Origin of the sequence: Paractinoplanes deccanensis, from assembly GCF_016862115.1 — a bacterium.
GTDB classification, from domain to species: Bacteria; Actinomycetota; Actinomycetes; order Mycobacteriales; family Micromonosporaceae; genus Actinoplanes; species Actinoplanes deccanensis.
The window spans coordinates 18,215-32,741 of the sequence record NZ_BOMI01000075.1; the positions used below are offsets into that span (position 1 = coordinate 18,215).

General features: G+C 69.2%; 15 protein-coding genes and 2 pseudogenes. 11 read left to right on the forward strand and 6 right to left on the reverse strand.

Features of this window, described 5'->3' with window-relative positions:
- Positions 1–41 precede the first annotated feature (41 nt).
- From Ade02nite_RS19745 to Ade02nite_RS19760, 4 genes are all read left to right on the forward strand, one after another.
- Positions 42–473 carry a MarR family winged helix-turn-helix transcriptional regulator gene (locus Ade02nite_RS19745; protein ID WP_239168889.1) on the forward strand — a complete coding sequence of 144 codons (432 nt, stop codon included), beginning with the start codon at positions 42–44 and terminating at the stop codon, positions 471–473.
- On the forward strand, positions 470–2,053 hold the full coding sequence (locus tag Ade02nite_RS19750; protein WP_203765450.1) for an MDR family MFS transporter: 1,584 nt from the start codon (positions 470–472) through the stop codon (positions 2,051–2,053). Before Ade02nite_RS19745 ends, Ade02nite_RS19750 begins: the two co-directional genes overlap by 4 nt.
- A 207-nt stretch (positions 2,054–2,260) precedes the next feature.
- The gene (locus Ade02nite_RS19755) at positions 2,261–3,811 is read left to right on the forward strand and encodes a GGDEF domain-containing protein (RefSeq protein WP_203765454.1); all 1,551 of its coding nucleotides are present in this window, start codon (positions 2,261–2,263) and stop codon (positions 3,809–3,811) included.
- A 92-nt stretch (positions 3,812–3,903) separates the two neighbouring features.
- On the forward strand, positions 3,904–4,707 hold the full coding sequence (locus Ade02nite_RS19760; RefSeq protein ID WP_203765462.1) for an SAM-dependent methyltransferase: 804 nt from the start codon (positions 3,904–3,906) through the stop codon (positions 4,705–4,707).
- Positions 4,708–4,902: 195 nt separating this feature from the next.
- Here Ade02nite_RS19760 and Ade02nite_RS19765 read toward each other — a convergent pair.
- Both Ade02nite_RS19765 and Ade02nite_RS19770 read right to left on the reverse strand, forming a co-directional pair.
- Positions 4,903–5,029: pseudogene (locus tag Ade02nite_RS19765) on the reverse strand (leucine zipper domain-containing protein); the annotation flags it as partial.
- 488 nt (positions 5,030–5,517) lie between these two features.
- Positions 5,518–5,772, reverse strand: coding sequence for a hypothetical protein (locus Ade02nite_RS19770; protein ID WP_203765464.1), 255 nt, complete (start codon positions 5,770–5,772; stop codon positions 5,518–5,520).
- A 264-nt stretch (positions 5,773–6,036) separates the two neighbouring features.
- On the opposite strand from Ade02nite_RS19770, the gene Ade02nite_RS19775 reads away from it, so the two are divergent.
- Positions 6,037–6,273 carry a DUF397 domain-containing protein gene (locus tag Ade02nite_RS19775; RefSeq protein ID WP_203765465.1) on the forward strand — a complete coding sequence of 79 codons (237 nt, stop codon included), beginning with the start codon at positions 6,037–6,039 and terminating at the stop codon, positions 6,271–6,273.
- A gap of 83 nt (positions 6,274–6,356) precedes the next feature.
- Here Ade02nite_RS19775 and Ade02nite_RS19780 read toward each other — a convergent pair whose 3' ends face one another.
- Positions 6,357–7,253, reverse strand: coding sequence for a Sco1979 family transcriptional regulator (locus Ade02nite_RS19780; RefSeq protein WP_239168890.1), 897 nt, complete (start codon positions 7,251–7,253; stop codon positions 6,357–6,359).
- Positions 7,254–7,550: 297 nt separating this feature from the next.
- Here Ade02nite_RS19780 and Ade02nite_RS19785 point away from each other — a divergent pair, with 297 nt between their 5' ends.
- Both Ade02nite_RS19785 and Ade02nite_RS50300 read left to right on the forward strand, forming a co-directional pair.
- Positions 7,551–7,880: a hypothetical protein gene (locus Ade02nite_RS19785; protein ID WP_239168891.1), complete on the forward strand. Its 330-nt coding sequence runs from the start codon at positions 7,551–7,553 to the stop codon at positions 7,878–7,880.
- Positions 7,877–8,008: a hypothetical protein gene (locus Ade02nite_RS50300; RefSeq protein ID WP_275409928.1), complete on the forward strand. Its 132-nt coding sequence runs from the start codon at positions 7,877–7,879 to the stop codon at positions 8,006–8,008. The genes Ade02nite_RS19785 and Ade02nite_RS50300 overlap by 4 nt, the downstream gene beginning before the upstream one ends.
- A 50-nt stretch (positions 8,009–8,058) precedes the next feature.
- Here the strand turns inward: Ade02nite_RS50300 and Ade02nite_RS19790 are convergent, their stop codons facing one another.
- Positions 8,059–10,281, reverse strand: a complete 2,223-nt coding sequence (locus Ade02nite_RS19790; protein WP_203765469.1) for an LLM class flavin-dependent oxidoreductase — start codon at positions 10,279–10,281, stop codon at positions 8,059–8,061.
- 101 nt (positions 10,282–10,382) lie between these two features.
- Between Ade02nite_RS19790 and Ade02nite_RS19795 the strand changes: the two genes are divergently transcribed.
- Positions 10,383–10,685 (forward strand): DUF3040 domain-containing protein, encoded by a 303-nt coding sequence (locus Ade02nite_RS19795; protein WP_203765470.1) that lies wholly within the window; start codon positions 10,383–10,385, stop codon positions 10,683–10,685.
- Here the strand turns inward: Ade02nite_RS19795 and Ade02nite_RS19800 are convergent.
- Positions 10,663–11,502: a phosphoribosylaminoimidazolesuccinocarboxamide synthase gene (locus Ade02nite_RS19800; protein ID WP_203765472.1), complete on the reverse strand. Its 840-nt coding sequence runs from the start codon at positions 11,500–11,502 to the stop codon at positions 10,663–10,665. The genes Ade02nite_RS19795 and Ade02nite_RS19800 overlap by 23 nt on opposite strands.
- Before the next feature lie 103 nt (positions 11,503–11,605).
- On the opposite strand from Ade02nite_RS19800, the gene Ade02nite_RS19805 reads away from it, so the two are divergent.
- Positions 11,606–12,553 (forward strand): phospholipase D-like domain-containing protein, encoded by a 948-nt coding sequence (locus Ade02nite_RS19805; RefSeq protein ID WP_203765474.1) that lies wholly within the window; start codon positions 11,606–11,608, stop codon positions 12,551–12,553.
- Positions 12,480–12,770: pseudogene (locus Ade02nite_RS50735) on the forward strand (DEAD/DEAH box helicase family protein); the annotation flags it as partial. The gene Ade02nite_RS19805 and the pseudogene Ade02nite_RS50735, both read left to right, overlap by 74 nt.
- An 8-nt stretch (positions 12,771–12,778) precedes the next feature.
- On the opposite strand, the gene Ade02nite_RS50305 reads toward Ade02nite_RS50735, so the two are convergent.
- Positions 12,779–12,910, reverse strand: coding sequence for a hypothetical protein (locus Ade02nite_RS50305; protein ID WP_275409929.1), 132 nt, complete (start codon positions 12,908–12,910; stop codon positions 12,779–12,781).
- 15 nt (positions 12,911–12,925) lie between these two features.
- On the opposite strand from Ade02nite_RS50305, the gene Ade02nite_RS19815 reads away from it, so the two are divergent.
- Positions 12,926–14,527, forward strand: a complete 1,602-nt coding sequence (locus tag Ade02nite_RS19815) for a DUF3427 domain-containing protein (protein ID WP_203765476.1) — start codon at positions 12,926–12,928, stop codon at positions 14,525–14,527.

The window sequence follows — 14,527 nt, forward strand, 5'->3', positions numbered from 1 at the left end:
GCGGATAGTTGTATGTGGCAATCAAATCCGAGGAGTCCGCCGTGAACGATGACGTGCTGCCGGCGCAGATGCAGGAATTGCTCCGGGCCATCCGCGTGTTCAAGAACCGGCTGGCCCCGCACACCGCGGCCGTGCCTGCCGGCACGCTCGGCACCCTCGCGATGATCGCCACCGGCCGCGGCACTCACGTGAAGTCGCTGGCCGCCGAGTGTGCCCTCGACCCCTCGACGGTCAGCCGCTCGGTCGCCGCGCTCGTCAAGGCCGGTCTCGTCGAACGGGCCGCGGATCCCGCGGACGGGCGGGCAGCGGTGCTCGCCGTCACCGAGCGAGGCGGACAGGTCCTCGACGAGGTCATGACCTACCACCATCGGCAGCTTGCCGATGCCCTGCGCGACTGGACACCCGAGGAGCGACGCGCCCTCTCGACGATGCTTCAGCGCTTCACCGACGATCTGATGGAGGCTGCGCGATGAGCGCCCCTAGCACCACCGGCATCCGGCCGGGCGCCATGTCACACCGCCAGATCATGGAGGCCCTCTCCGGCCTCCTGCTGGTGCTCTTCGTCGCGATGGCCAGCTCGACCATCGTGTCGACAGCGCTGCCGACGATCATCGGCGCGCTCGACGGGTCACAGACCCAGTACACCTGGGTGGTCACCGCCACCCTGCTGACCGCCACCGCGTCCACCCCGATCTGGGGCAAGCTCGCCGACCTGTACAGCAAGAAGTTGCTTGTGCAGATCTCCATCGTGGTGTTCGTGCTCGGCTCGATCGTGGCCGGCTTCTCGCAGACGGCCGGCCAGCTGATCGCCGCCCGCGCGTTCCAGGGCCTCGGCATGGGCGGCGTCCAGGCGCTGGTCCAGGTCGCGATCGCCGCGATGATCCCGCCGCGGGAGCGCGGCCGCTACAACGGCTACCTCGGTGGCGTCATGGCGCTGGCCACGGTCGGCGGCCCGCTGATCGGCGGCCTGATCGTCGACAGCGACCTCGGATGGCGCTGGTGCTTCTTCATCGGCGCGCCGATCGCCGTGGTCGCCCTCGTCGTCCTCCAGAAGACCCTCAACCTCGAGGTCATCCGCCGCGCCAACGTGAAGATCGACTACCTCGGCGCGGCCCTGATCGCCGCCGGCGTCAGCGTCCTGCTGATCTGGGTCTCCTTCGTGGACGGCTCGTTCGCGTGGCTGTCGTGGCAGACCTACGCGATGGTGGGTGGCGCCCTCGTCCTGCTCGCCGCCGCGGTCTGGACCGAGAAGCGGGTCGCCGAGCCCGTCGTCCCGCTCGACATCGTCGCCAAGCGCAACACCGCCCTGGCGATCCTGGCCAGCCTCGCGGTCGGCATGGCGATGTTCGGCGGCGCGGTCTTCCTCGGCCAGTACTTCCAGATCGGCCGCGGCTACAGCCCCACCGAGGCGGGCCTGCTGACCATCCCGATGATGGGCGGCATCCTGATCTCGTCGACCATCTCCGGCCGCCTCATCACCAAGTACGGCAAGATCAAGCCGTACATCGTGGCCGGCACCATCGTGCTGGTCGTGGGCTTCGCCGGGCTCTCCTTCCTCGACCACGACACCCCGCTCTGGTACGTCGGCGCCTCGATGTTCCTGGTCGGCGCGGGCGTCGGCATGAGCATGCAGAACCTGGTGCTGACCGTGCAGAACACGGTGGCGCTCAAGGACATCGGCGCGGCCAGCTCGACGGTGGCGTTCTTCCGCTCGCTCGGCGGCACGATCGGCGTCTCGGTCCTCGGCGCCGTCCTGGCCCGCCGGGTCACCGAGCAGATCACCTCGGACCTGGCGAACGCCGGCGCGTCGGGCGGCGGCAGTTCGGGCGGCAGCGTCAGCACGCTCAACCTGTCGGCCCTGCCGGAGGCGATCCAGCACATCGTCCGGGCCGCCTACGGCGACGCCACGGGCCACATCTTCCTGATCTCCGCGGCGGTCGCGGTGATCGGCGTGCTGGCCGCGGCCTTCCTCAAGCCGATCGCGCTGCGCACCACGGTCGACGTGGACGCCCCCGCGACCGAGGCGAAAAAGGAAGAGGCTCTCGCCCGCTGAGCCCACGCACCTGAAGATGCGGCACCCCGCAGGGTGCCGCATCTTTGTGTATCCGTCTCGTTACAGCCGTGGCGACAATCGTCACGCCGGTGAACATGGAACTCAGGGCTAACACAGAGCTAACCTTCGGAAGCGGAGCGCTGATCATCCTCATCCCCGGGCGCGCGCTGCCGATTGATGGAGCCGGAGCGAAAGGGAGGTGGCAGGTTGGACGCCGAGAGTCTCTCCGCCGCCCTGCTCGAGCTCGAAGACGAGATCAACTGGGACGCGGCCGCCATGCTCGACCGCGCCGTCCGGCTCGAACGCCAGGCCCACCTGCTCGGCGACGAGCTGCTCGCGGCCCGCGCGCGACTCAGCCAGGCCAACCTGCGCATGCGCGCCGGTGACGTGGCCGGCGCCGCCCAGCGCATCTGGAAGGTGCACCAGTGGGCGGTCGACCACGGCGCCCGGCAGCTCACCGCCCGCACCCATCTGGTCTGGTCCAACATTCACCGCCACCTCGGCGACCCGGCGCAGTGCCTCGAGCACGCCGTCCTCAGCGTCGAGCTGCTCGACGAGACCGCCACCGACCACATGCGCATCTGGCACCGCGTCAAGCTCGCCGACGCGCTGGCGTTCAGCCACTCCATCGACGCCGCGCGCCACCGCTTCGAGCAGGCCGAGCGCCTCGCGATCGAGCACGGCCGGCCCGATCTGCGGCTCGCGGTGCTCAACAACTTCGCCTACGCGGAATACACCGCCGGCAACCACGAGATGGCCGAGCGCGTCGCGCAGCGGCTCCAGCAGCACGCCGCCGAGCACGGCTTCGAGCTCGACGCGTCGCTGCTCGACACGATCGGGCTCATCGAGATCGGGCGCGGCCGGTTCGCCGAGGCCGTGCACACGCTCGAGGTCTGCATCGAGCGTCACCGGACCGGCCGCGAGGACGACGCCGACGCCCTGCCCGAATACCTGCTGACCCTCGCGCAAGCCCAGCGCGGCCTGCGAGCGTACGACAGGGCCCAGGCCAGCCTCGACGCCTCCCGCGACCTGTGCCTCGCGCGCGAGCTCGGCGACGTGCTGGTCCGCGTCCACCAGGAGCAGGCCGAGCTGCACGCGGCTCGCGGCGAGTTCGACCGGGCGTACGAGGTCCACAAGATCTTCTTCGCGGCCTTCACGAGCCTGCACTCGAGGCAGCGCGAGGCGCAGGCCCGCACCCGGCAGGCGCTCTTCGAGACGGCCGAGGCGCGGCAGGAGGCCGAGCGGTTCCGCGAGCAGGCCCGCCGCGACCCGCTGACCGGTCTGCGCAACCGCCGCTACCTCGACGAGCAGCTGCCCGGCCTGATCGACACCGACCCCGGCCTCGTCGTCGCGATCGTCGACCTCGACCACTTCAAGCGGATCAACGACCAGCTCTCGCACGACGTCGGCGACCAGGTGCTGGTGCAGGTGGCCAAGCTGCTCGAGACCGAGCTGGCGGCGATCTCCAAGGAGGCCTTCGTGGCCCGGCTGGGCGGCGAGGAGTTCGTGATGGTGCTGCCCGGCCGCCCGCTGAGCCAGGCGGCCGAGGAGCTCGACACCATCCGCCGGGCGGTGCGCCGCTACGACTGGGCCACGCTCACCCGCGGCCTGCCGGTGACGATCAGCGTCGGACTGTCCGGCCTCGCCGAGACCGAGAGTGACAATCTTCTCTCTCTGGCCGATCGCAACCTGTACGCGGCGAAGCACGCCGGCCGTGACCAGGTCGTGCACCGCGGCACCCACGCGGCGGCGGCCTGAGCTGGGACTCAACTTGATCAATTACGACCGCTACGCTGTAGCGCACTGACGGACAGCCGGCCCGGGTGCGGGTCAGGCTCTAGGAGGCGGTCGTGGAGAACGAGGTCGCACCCCCCGGTGTGAACATCAATGTGCCGCACTCCGCCCGCATCTACGACTACTGGCTGGGCGGCAAGGACAACTTCGCCGTCGACCGGGCCGTCGGCGACGCCATGATCAAGGCGATCCCCGGCATGCGCTACATGGCGGGCGAAAATCGCAAGTTCGTCCACCGCGCGGCCCGCAACCTGGTCGAGGTGGAAGGCATCCGCCAGTTCCTCGACATCGGCACGGGCATACCGACCCGGCCCAACCTGCACGAGATCGCCCAGCGCATAGTCCCCGCCGCCCGCGTGGTCTATGTGGACAACGACCCCATCGTCCTGGTGCACGCCCGGGCCCTCATGATCAGCACGGAGCAGGGCCGCAGCGAGTACATCTCCGGCGACATCCGCGACCCCGAGTCGATCCTGCAGGACAAGACGCTGCGGGACACGCTCGACTTCTCCGAGCCGATCGGGCTGACGCTGATCGCCATCCTGATGCTGATCGCCGACGCCGACGACCCGTGGTCCAGCGTGGCAGCCCTGCGCGACGCCATGCCGTCGGGCAGCTGCCTGGCCATCACCCACCCCACGGCCGACTTCGCCCCCGGCGAGGTGGCCGAGGCGGTGGCCGCGGCGACGGGCGCCGGCATGACCCTGGTGGCGCGCACCCGAGAGGCCGTCGAACGCCTCTTCGGCGACTGGGAGCTGCTCGAGCCCGGCCTGGTCCCGGTCTCGAGCTGGCGCCCCGACGAGCCGGTCGACGACCCGAAGGCCGCCTACTACTGGGCGGGCGTCGCCCGCAAGCCATAGGCGTTCCTAGGGACAGGCCGGCGGCGGCGATCGTCGGTGTGCAGGAAGGCGCAATCAGGTCGCCGCGCCCGCCGTGCTCGTAACGGCGGATCGGCTCGGCGGTGCCTCGGTGTGCGGTCCGGGGACGCTGGCCAGCCGGGTGATCGGTGGTAGGCGGCCGCTGATCTGGAGGGGCCGAGTCGTCGTTTCCAGCGCAGGTGCGGGCCGAGCTGTGGTGCGGCCGTGACGAGCGGTCCTGCATGCCGGCGGCGCCGAGTTCGCGATAACGATCGGCCCAGCGTTTCGCGGTGCGCCAGGAGACGTCCTGGCGTTCACTTGGTCGGATCGTGTGGTCACACCACCTCGACCGGGTCCAGACGGCCAGGTGGATGACACCGGCCCGGCGCGGGATCGGGTGGCGGCCGTGCCGTGCCTCGGCGAGGCCGGAAAGCCAACCGGCCGAGCGATCCGGCACGGGGGAACCGGACCGCCCGGCCGGAGCCTGGCGGCGCCCTCAGCGGGCGCTGGGGCGGGCGTTACGGCGTCACGCCCGCCGATTCAGTTGTTTACGACCCGCCAATAACGGGTAACAGTCGAGCAGCTTGCAGAAAAATTCTGTCGGTCGCCTCCGCCGGCGGGGTGGTGGTCGCCGTTACCAGCCTCGGCGAGCGACCCCCGGCGACCGAGCGGTGCACACGGGGCGTAATCAAGCAGTGCCTGAGGCGAGCAGCCGCGAACCTTGCGTAGCCGCTCCGCCGCGGCACCCGAGATCCTGCACTCTCCCCCATGGACAGCCGGGCGCGACAGCCCTCGGGAGGGCCGCCGGCGGACTCACTCGCGCCTATCGGAACCACCCTCCTCAGTCGACGGCCGAAGGTCGGCCGCCGGGGCTTCGGGGCGGGTCAGGGCGTACCTAACCCCACCAAAACGGTGAGTGACAGCGCTGGCACGAGTGCTCGCCGCGGTCACGTCGTCGGTCACTGTCTCGTCTCGATAGAGCGGTGCCGGGTTGCCCCGGCGCGACTCCTCGGCCGCCTCGTTGTCGCCCAGCTCGAAGTGCTCCGGGCCGATGTTGGGAACGGACATTGTGGTACCTCTCGCTCGGACGCCCCCGCCAAGGAGCCTCGCGCCGAGGCCGCAGACGCCGTTTCCGCGACCGATCAGTCACTCAAAGATGTCACCGTTAGTGACCCCCAAGAGTGTGCGTACGTGCGTTATCATGCTCACAATCCCGTGAGTACGCAAGGCCAAATGCACGTGCATTTGCACAAGGTGTGAGGCACTGATTGCTCATCGGAGACCATCTGCCTCCGGACGATCCCCGACCGGAGCAAACCAAGGGAGCTTCACATGACGCACGCGGTTAACGGCATTCCCGCCGGCCAGTTGGAAGGTGTCACCTGGCAGAAGAGCCGGCGCAGCAACCCCAGCGGCAACTGCGTCGAGGCCGCCGTTCTGCCGAACGGCGACGTGGCCGTGCGCAACTCTCGGTTCCCCGAGGGCCCGGCCCTGATCTACACCCCGGCCGAGATCGAGGCGTTCCTGGGCGGAGTTCGCGACGGCGACTTCGACAACCTGCTCGCCTGAGCGCGGTCAGCGTAAGACGTAAAAACTAGAGGCGTACGAGACTGCAGCTCGTACGCCTCTAGTGTGAATCTCGAAAAAAGCCGTCAGGCCGGTCGGCCGATCTCGTGCAGGAGCTTGCCGAGGATCTCGGGCGTGTGGTTGGGCGGCTCGGCGTCGATGCAGACGCGCTCCATCGCCATCGCGTACTGGTCGACGTCCTCGCGCTTGTCCAGGTAGATCGCGCTGGTCAGCTGCTCGACGTAGACGACGTCGGGCAGCTCCGGCTCGGGGAAGCGCAGGATCGCGAAGGGGCCGCCCGCGGCCGCGTGGCCACCGGCGTGGAACGGAATGATCTGGAGCCGCACGTTCGGCTTCTTGGCCGCCTCGATCAGGGCCTCGATCTGGGCACGCATCACCTCGACGCCGCCGATCGGCCGGCGCAGGACCGCCTCGTCGATCACCGCCCAGAGCTGCGGCGCGTCGTTGGGCCGGTCGAGGATCGCCTGGCGCTGCCGGCGCAGGTCGACCCGCCGGTCCATCTCCTCGGGCGTGACACCGGCGTGGCCCAGCATGATCACCGCGCGGGCGTAGTCGGCGGTCTGGAGCAGGCCCGGCACGAACTGGATCTCGTACGTGCGGATCAGCGTGGCCGCCGCCTCGAGGCCCAGGTAGGACTGGAACCAGCCCGGCATGACGTCGCTGAACTGCTGCCACCAGCCCGGGTTATTTGCCTGGCGCGCCAGCACGAGCAGCGACTCGCGCTCGTTCGCGTCCTTGACCCCGTACAGGGTCAGGAGGTCGTTGACGTCGCGTTCCTTGAAGCTGACCCGGCCGAGCTCCATGCGGCTGATCTTCGAGCCCGAGGCCCGGATCTCCCACCCGGCGTCCTCACGGGTGATCCCCTTGGCCTCGCGGAGCTTGCGCAGCTGCGTGCCGAGCAGGATGCGCAGGACGGTAGGACCGCCGCTCGGCGCCTCCTCCTGCTGCGTACCCGCGCTCACCTGACTCCTCGTCATAGCCGTGTGTGGGCTGCCGGCCGCAGTCCCCAAGCATCCTAAGGGGGAGATCGTCCACAACGAAACAGCCCGAGCCTAACGCCCGAGACGTTCGCCCCCTGCGGATGCACGTGCATCCGGCCTTGCGAACGCACCTGTCGGCGAGGATGATAGCTGACAGACACGCACCGATTGCTGACAGAGCGTGCTGAAAGTTCGGCTTCTCGGCCGATGCGGAGGTCCTGGCGGTGGTGATTACCGCCCTGACGTCCCCATCTGGCGAGATCTGGGAGGGTCAACTCGATGTCCACGGCACCGACCGCTACCCCCACCGTCGCCCCACCCCAGCGCGACCCGGCAGACGTCGCGCCCGCCGACAGCTACCACCCGTCCGACCGGGTGTGGGTCTATCGCGACGGCTGGCGCGCCGGCGTGATCGAGGCAGCCTCGCCGCGCGCCGTGACCGTGACGTACCGCCCCGGCGCCCACCTCGGCACCGGCGTCGACACGTTCACGGCTCCCTACGTGACGGCTCGCTCCTCGGAGGACCCGGCCGTCGACCGCCGCCACCACCCGGGCCGCGGCGCCTTCTACACCTCGTCCGGGCTCCCAGTGCGAAACTCGGCGGCATGACAGGCGCGGTCACGGTGGCCGCCGTCGCCGGCCTGCTGAGCCTTCTGTCGGGCGTCTGGCTCGGCTGGCGCCTCCGCCAGACCAACCACCACCACTGCCCCGCCTGCGGCTCGTCGCACGCCGCCTAGGCACCTCTCACGCCGAGCACTCGCCCCGAGGGCGAGTGCTCTTTCGCGTGTCAGCCCACCGGGTCGATGTTGAAGTTGTCCCGGAAGACGTTGTCCGGGTCGTACTGCCGCTTCAGCGCCCGCAGCCGCCCTAGGGTCTTCTCGGGCCACGCTTCGTGCACCCGTTCGGGGCTCCGGTCGGTCTCGAACGAGAGATAGAGCCCTCGAAAGTGGGACCCCATGGCGGCCCACTTTTCGTCCAATTTGTCCTTGGACGAGCCGAAAGCCACGACTGAGAAGTTGGCCGATCGGTGCGAATACGCCGTGGCCTCCTCCGGCACATCGGCGACCGCTCCGCCGACCGAGCGCACCTGGAAGAAGTACACGGTGCCCGAGGCGAGCAGATCCGCCACCGCCTCGCAGAACTCCGGCGTCAGATGGTCGATCAGCCCGGAGCGGGCCACCGGCTCGCCCTGGCCCTCGTGGGTCGCGTCCGGCACGTTCATCACGCCCGCGTACGGCACCAGCTGCACCTGCTGGTCGAGCAGCGGCGCGATCCGGGCGATCGGCGTGAACCGCTCGATGATCGTCTCCGGCGAGACCGCGTCGACCACCCCGTACACCTGTGCCAGGGATTGCCCCCGGCGCGGCGGGCCCATGATCAGATTGGTGGTGACGTCCCGCGGCGCGGCCTCCATGGCGGCTCCCCACGCCCGCAGCAGCCCGGCCGCGTCGGACGCGTCGTAGACGAACTGGCCGAAGCCGACGTCGCCGATCTCGTCCACCTCGAACTCGAACGCCGTCACGATGCCGAAGTTCGCGCCGGCGCCCCGCACGGCCCAGAACAGCTCCGGGTTCTCGTCGTCGCTGACGCGCACCCGGCTGCCGTCGGCGAGCACCATCTCGGCCGCCCGTACATGGTCGATGGTCAGCCCGTGCTCGCGGGCCAGCCAGCCGATGCCGCCCGCGGTCGCCAGCCCGCCCACACCCACGCCGCCGTAGTCGCCGCTGCTGAGTGCCCAGCCGTGCGGCGCCAGCACCGCGGCCACGTCCTTCCAGCGGGCGCCGGCCTCGACCCGGACGAGCCGGTGCTCGGCCGACACCACGGTGATCTCGCGCATCGCGGACAGGTCGATCACGATGCCGCCGTCGTTCGTGGACCGTCCGCTGATGCCGTGCCCGCCGCTGCGCACGGCCAGGGGCACGGCCTGGTCCCGGGCGAACGCGATCGCCTCGGCCACCTGGCCCGCGTCCCGCGGCTGGATCACGAGGCCCGGCGAGCCACCGCGCATGTACGTCGAGCGCACCTTCGCGTACCCGTAATCGCCCGGCTCGATGGCGGTGAGCGACGGCGGAAGCCCGTCGTAGTCGATGTCGTCCCGCCGCTGCGCCAGCACGGCGGCGCTGCGCACCGGGCCGGTCGTCACGCCCGCGCGGGCGCGCTCCCGGGCGACCGCCTCGCGCACCGCCGGGATCACCTCGGCGGCGAACCGCTGCATCTCCTGCGGATCGTCGGTGCCGAGGATGAAGGTGGCGACGCCGTCCTCGACGGCCAGCGGCACGAGCTCGTCGATCCACTCCGACGGCGACCTGCCCGCCCCGCCCACGTTGAGCAGCCGGCGGACCTCCCGCACGTCCCGGCCGGCGGCGCGCGCCGCCTCGTCGATCAGCTCGTTGCCCCGGGCCAGATCACCGGGCTTCAGGTACGACAGCGACGGCAGCCAGCCGTCCGCCTTCGTCCCGACCAGCCGGAGCATCCGCGGCTTGTACCCGCCCACCCAGATCGGCACCTCGTGCTCCGGCGCCGGGCCACGCTTGGCCCCCGCCAGGTGGTAGTAGGTGCCCTCGTGACGCAGCTGGGCCCGCTCCGCCTCGTTCCACAGCTCACGGATGACGTCGATGGCCTCGCCGAGCTGCTCCACCGACTCCCCAGGGGTACGCCGCGGGAAGCCCATCGCGACCATCGCGTCCCAGAACGCGCCCGCGCCCAACCCGAGCGCCAGCCGCCCGCCGGAGAGCAGGTCGAGGCTGGCGGCGGCCCGGGCCAGCACCGGCGCCGGGCGCATCGGCACGTTGAGCACGTTGCCGGCCAGCCGGATCGTCTCGGTCTGCGCCGCGACCCAGCTCAGCAGCGTCCAGGTGTCGAGGAAAGCCGGCTGGTACGGGTGGTCCTGGAACGTGACGAGGTCGAAGCCCAACTGCTCGCTGAGCTGGGCACGGGCCACCGCGGCCCGGGGCGGATCGTTGACCGGGGTGACGAACGTGCCGAACTCGAGCGGGTGACCGTAATCCACGCCTTGATCGTAGGTGCGCCGCGTGACGCAGCGTACGTTTTTGGCCACACGGTGGCGGGTATCTATGCCGCGCGTCCAGCACCCAGCGGAGGTGGTCTACCGTGCTCGATCCGACTGACAAGGCCGCCTTCGACGGCCTGGTGACCCACCTGCGCGAGAACGACCCACGCTTCTGCCGGCACCTGGACCGCATGAGCCGGCCCAAGCGCCGGCTGCGCACGGCCCTGGCGATTCTGTTGTGGACGGTCGCACCGCTGTGCGTCGTCTACGGCGGATGGACCGGCCTGCTGCTGTCGGTCCTGGCCGTCGGCTACGGCTCCTACCTCTTCGCCAAGCGCAACGGCAACGCGCCGGCGCCGGCCTGGTGGACGGCCCAACCTTTCAGGCCCAGTTGGCCCCAGTAAGCCGCTCGTACACCTCGACGTACCTGTTTCGGGTCGCCTCGACCACCTCGTCCGGAATCTCCGGCCCCGGCGCCGTGCGGTCCCAGTCGGTCAACGAGGTCGACCAGTCGCGCAGGAACTGCTTGTCGAGATAGCGCTGGGTGCCACCGGGCTTCCACTCGTCCGCCGACCAGAACCGCGACGAGTCCGGCGTGAGCAGCTCGTCGCCGAGCTTCAAGGTCCCGTCCTTCGCGAACCCCAGCTCGATCTTGGTGTCCGCGATGATGATGCCCTTGGACGCGGCCACCTGCTGCCCCCGCCGATACACCTCCAGCGTGATCCGCTTGAGCTCCGCGGCCACGTCGGCGCCCACCTCGGCCTCGACCTCCGCGTACGTCATGAACTCGTCATGCCCCTGCCCCGGCGGCACCTTGGTGGTCGGCGTGTAGATCGGCTCGGGAAGCTGCGACCCCTCGATCAGCCCCGCCGGCAGCCCCACCCCGGAAACGGCGCCGTCCCGCTCGTACTCCTTGAGCCCCGACCCGGCCAGATAGCCCCGGGCGATGCACTCCACCATCACCATGTCGAGCCGCTCGCACCGCACGGCCCGCCCCGCCCACTCGGCGGGCACATCGGTGCTCGACACCACATGGTTGGGCACGACATCGGCCAGCTGCTCGAACCACCACAGCGACAGCTGGGTGAGGATCTTGCCCTTGTCGGGGATCGCCGTGGGAAGCACGACGTCATAGATCGAGACCCGATCCGACGCGACCAGCAGGATGTCCTCGCCGTCGGCGTAGACGTCACGGACCTTTCCCGAGTGCAACAGCTCCACGTGCTCCCCTTAGCCAATCGGTGTGCCCCGCTCACGCTATCCGACCCGCCAACGACCGAAATGCCGACTCGGGACCTCGCGCATGATCCGGCAGACTGTCGCGGTGCCAGACAAGCTCCCCGCGGGACTGTACGAGACGGTAGTTACGGATGCGCTGCAAACAGCGCTTGACGGATTCGACGCGGACCTGGTCAAGACGACGAGCCTTCGCGCGGCCGACGCCTCCGATCGCATCGCCCTGCTCATCGCACGGCAGGTGCTCCGAGCGCTCGACACCGTGGGGCAGGACGACCGAGTCGCCGTCGGCATCGAGGTGGCCCAACTGCTGACTGACGCGCTCAACGAGCGACTGCCCAGGGCGGGTGTCAGCGCCGATCGCCCTACCGCTGCGGGCCAGGTGCTCACCGCGATCGCCAGCCAGCAGCTGGACGGCTCGCAGCGCGTGCCGGCATCTCCGCTGATCCCACTGCTCGACACCACCCTGCTGACCAATTCACGCGGCGAGCCGACCGTGGGCAGCCAGGTCTTACGCGAGATCGAGTCGGCCGATGCGATCGACGTGGTCATGGCCTTCGTTCGCAGGAGCGGTATCAGGCCATTGCTGCCGGCATTGCGGCGACACACTGAACGCGGTCGTCCGCTCCGGGTCCTGACCACCACCTACACGGGTTCGACCGAAGCCACTGCGCTGGAAGAGCTCGCCGATCTCGGCGCGGAGATCCGGGTCTCCTACGACACGACGAATACGCGCTTGCATGCGAAGGCGTGGCTGTTTCACCGCAACAGCAGCTTTAGCACCGCCTATGTCGGCTCGTCCAACCTGACGCACTCGGCTCAGACCGCCGGGATGGAATGGAACGTCCGCGTCTCGGCGGCCCGCAACGTCGACGTCATCGACAAGATCAGAGCGGTCTTCGAGAGTTACTGGGCAAGCGTCGACTTCATCCCTTACGCCAGGGAGCAGTTTCAAGACCGTCATGGCGGCGATCGACTACGCCCGGCTCCGTCAGCGGTTGCCGCGGGCCCGCCTGCTCTTCGTGGCGCACCGTAAGGAAATCCTGGCCAAGAGCCGGGCCACGTTCCGGCATGCCCTACGCGATCATGCGTTCGGCGAGTTGTGGGTCGGCGGCGACCGCCCGAGCGCGTTCGATCACGTCTTCGCCTCGGTGCAAAGCCTCGCCGAACGCGATCTCGACTCGTGGGCCGAGGACCACTTCGATGTGGTCATCATCGACGAGTTCCACCACGCAGCAGCACCCTCGTACGAAGCCCTGCTTCAGAAGTTGAAGCCTCGGGAGTTGCTCGGGCTGACCGCCACTCCGGAGCGGCCGACGGCCTGCCCATCCTGCAGTGGTTCGGCGATCGCATCGCCGCCGAGCTGCGCCTCTGGGACGCCATCGAGCAGCACCGGCTCGCCCCGTTCGTGTATTACGGCATCCACGACGGAATCGACCTCACCGAAGTGCCGTGGCGCCGCGGTACGGGCTACGACACCGAGGCGCTCGCGGCGAAGTACCTCACCGACGGATCCTGGGCTCGACTGGTCTTTCACCAGCTCAGGGATCACGTTGACGACGTCGCCACGATCCGTTGCCTGGGCTTCTGTGTCAGCGTCACGCACGCACACCACATGGCCGCCCAGTTCCAGGAGGTCGGTCTTCGGGCCGTCGCAATCTCGGGCACCACACCCGCCGACGAACGAGCGAAGGCTCTCGCCGACCTGGAGGCCGGCAAGATCCAAGTCGTCTTTTCCGTGGATCTCTTCAACGAGGGTGTTGATCTCCCGGCGGTCGACACCTTGCTCATGCTGCGACCGACCGACAGCGCCACTCTCTTCCTGCAGCAGCTCGGGCGCGGCCTGCGTCTTGCCCCGGGCAAGACGTTCTGCACGGTCCTCGACTTCGTCGGTCAGCATCGCCGTGAGTTCCGGTTCGACCGGCGTTACCGTGCCCTGCTCGGCGGCACACGTCGCGATCTGGAACACGCCATCGAAGAGGGCTTTCCGTTTCTGCCGCCGGGCTGCCACATGGAGCTCGACCAGGTCGCGAAGGACATCGTGCTACGCAATGTCCGCGAGGCGGTGCCGTCGAAATGGCCGGCGAAGGTGCAGGAACTCCGCGCCCTCCAGCAGGCGCGAGGCACCGTCACCCTCGCCGACTACTTGCACGAGACCGGCCTCGAGCTGCCCGACATCTACGCCAACAACCGCACGTGGTCCGAAATGCTGGAAACGGCGGGGCTTCCCGTCGCGCCGCCGGGGCCGCATGAGAAGTCGCTGCGTCGAGCCATCGGTCGGATGCTGCACGTGGACGACCGCAAACGACTGGACGGCTACCTGCCGTTCCTGACGGATCGACCGGACGTCAGCACGATGAGCAGGACCGAGCGGCGCCTGCTGCGCATGCTCGTCGCTAACCTCGGCGACCAGGTGCTGCACAAGCAGCAATCGATGCAGAGCGCCGTCGACCTCCTGTGGGAGCATCCTCAGGTGCTCGCAGAGGCACGCGAGTTGTTGACGACGCTGCACGACGCGCCCGCTCACTTGCCACATTCCGCCCTGCCGGAGGTCCCACTCCAGGTGCACAGTCGCTACACGCGCATTGAGATGTTGGCGGCAGTGCGCGACGACGAGACGGCCAAGACGCCGGAGTGGCGCGAAGGCGTCTATGACGCTTCGATGGTCGGCGCCGATCTGTTGGCGTTCACGCTCGACAAGACCAGCGGCGATTTCTCTCCCACGACGCGCTACCGCGACTACGCCATCAGCCCAGAGTTGATCCACTGGGAGAGCCAGTCGATGACCTCGGCGGACAGTCCGACCGGTCGCCGGTATCAGAAGCACGCGTCCATGGACCGGCACATCTTGCTCTTCGCCCGAGAAAACACCGACGAGCGGGCGTTCTGGTTCCTCGGGCCGGCAACGTATGTCAGCCACGAAGGCGAGCGCCCGATGGCCGTCACCTGGAGGTTGCACATTCCGCTCTCCGGCGACCTCTTCGCCGCCTTCGCGGCGGCGGTCGCCTGA

Bases quoted from the DNA above. Each gene is read 5' to 3' on its own strand.
- Ade02nite_RS19775 (WP_203765465.1), top strand. From the start codon at position 6,037: ATGACGCACGCGGTTAACGGCATTCCCGCCGGCCAGTTGGAAGGTGTC.
- Ade02nite_RS19785 (WP_239168891.1), top strand. From the start codon at position 7,551: ATGTCCACGGCACCGACCGCTACCCCCACCGTCGCCCCACCCCAGCGC.
- Ade02nite_RS19750 (WP_203765450.1), top strand. From the start codon at position 470: ATGAGCGCCCCTAGCACCACCGGCATCCGGCCGGGCGCCATGTCACAC.
- Ade02nite_RS50300 (WP_275409928.1), top strand. From the start codon at position 7,877: ATGACAGGCGCGGTCACGGTGGCCGCCGTCGCCGGCCTGCTGAGCCTT.
- Ade02nite_RS19770 (WP_203765464.1), bottom strand. From the start codon at position 5,772: ATGTCCGTTCCCAACATCGGCCCGGAGCACTTCGAGCTGGGCGACAAC.